The sequence below is a fragment of the Pseudomonas tremae genome (genome assembly GCF_001401155.1).
In the GTDB taxonomy this organism is placed as follows: Bacteria; Pseudomonadota; Gammaproteobacteria; order Pseudomonadales; family Pseudomonadaceae; genus Aquipseudomonas; species Aquipseudomonas tremae.
This window is the reverse complement of record NZ_LJRO01000429.1, coordinates 1-372: the sequence shown is the minus strand read 5'-3', so window position 1 is coordinate 372 and position 372 is coordinate 1. Positions and strand designations below refer to the sequence as shown.

2 pseudogenes are annotated in these 372 nt (G+C 59.1%); both read left to right on the top strand.

The features are described from left to right. A pseudogene (locus ALO43_RS23420) lies at positions 1-269 on the top strand (O-antigen ligase family protein); the annotation flags it as partial. Continuing rightward, a pseudogene (locus tag ALO43_RS30450) lies at positions 266-372 on the top strand (acyltransferase); the annotation flags it as partial. The pseudogenes ALO43_RS23420 and ALO43_RS30450, both read left to right, overlap by 4 nt.

Here is a 372-nt window from a genome sequence, read left to right as displayed (position 1 = left end):
CCATCAGTTGGTGGAAAGAAGTTCGCCCAGGCAGCGACCGGGTAGTGCTGACTCGGGAAAACGCCATTGCGCTAGGCTGCACCACGGGCGTGCTGTCTGCTTTGTTCAGCGGCCTGTTTGACCACTACCTCAGTTTCACCAGCGTGCTGGTTGCCTTGTTCTGGCTATTTGTCGGCATCAGCCTGCACGAAACCAGACGCCTGCGCGCCAAAGCCGAAACGACTCCTCAACACCCTGACGCCTCACACGAGCCGGGAGCCTCCTCATGAAACACCGCATGATGCATTCTCATAATCTCAGAGAGGCACTGCCCGACTACGCGCGCAAGATGGCGGTGCCGCTCGAAGAGCTGGAAGCCGCCTACCAGTGGAT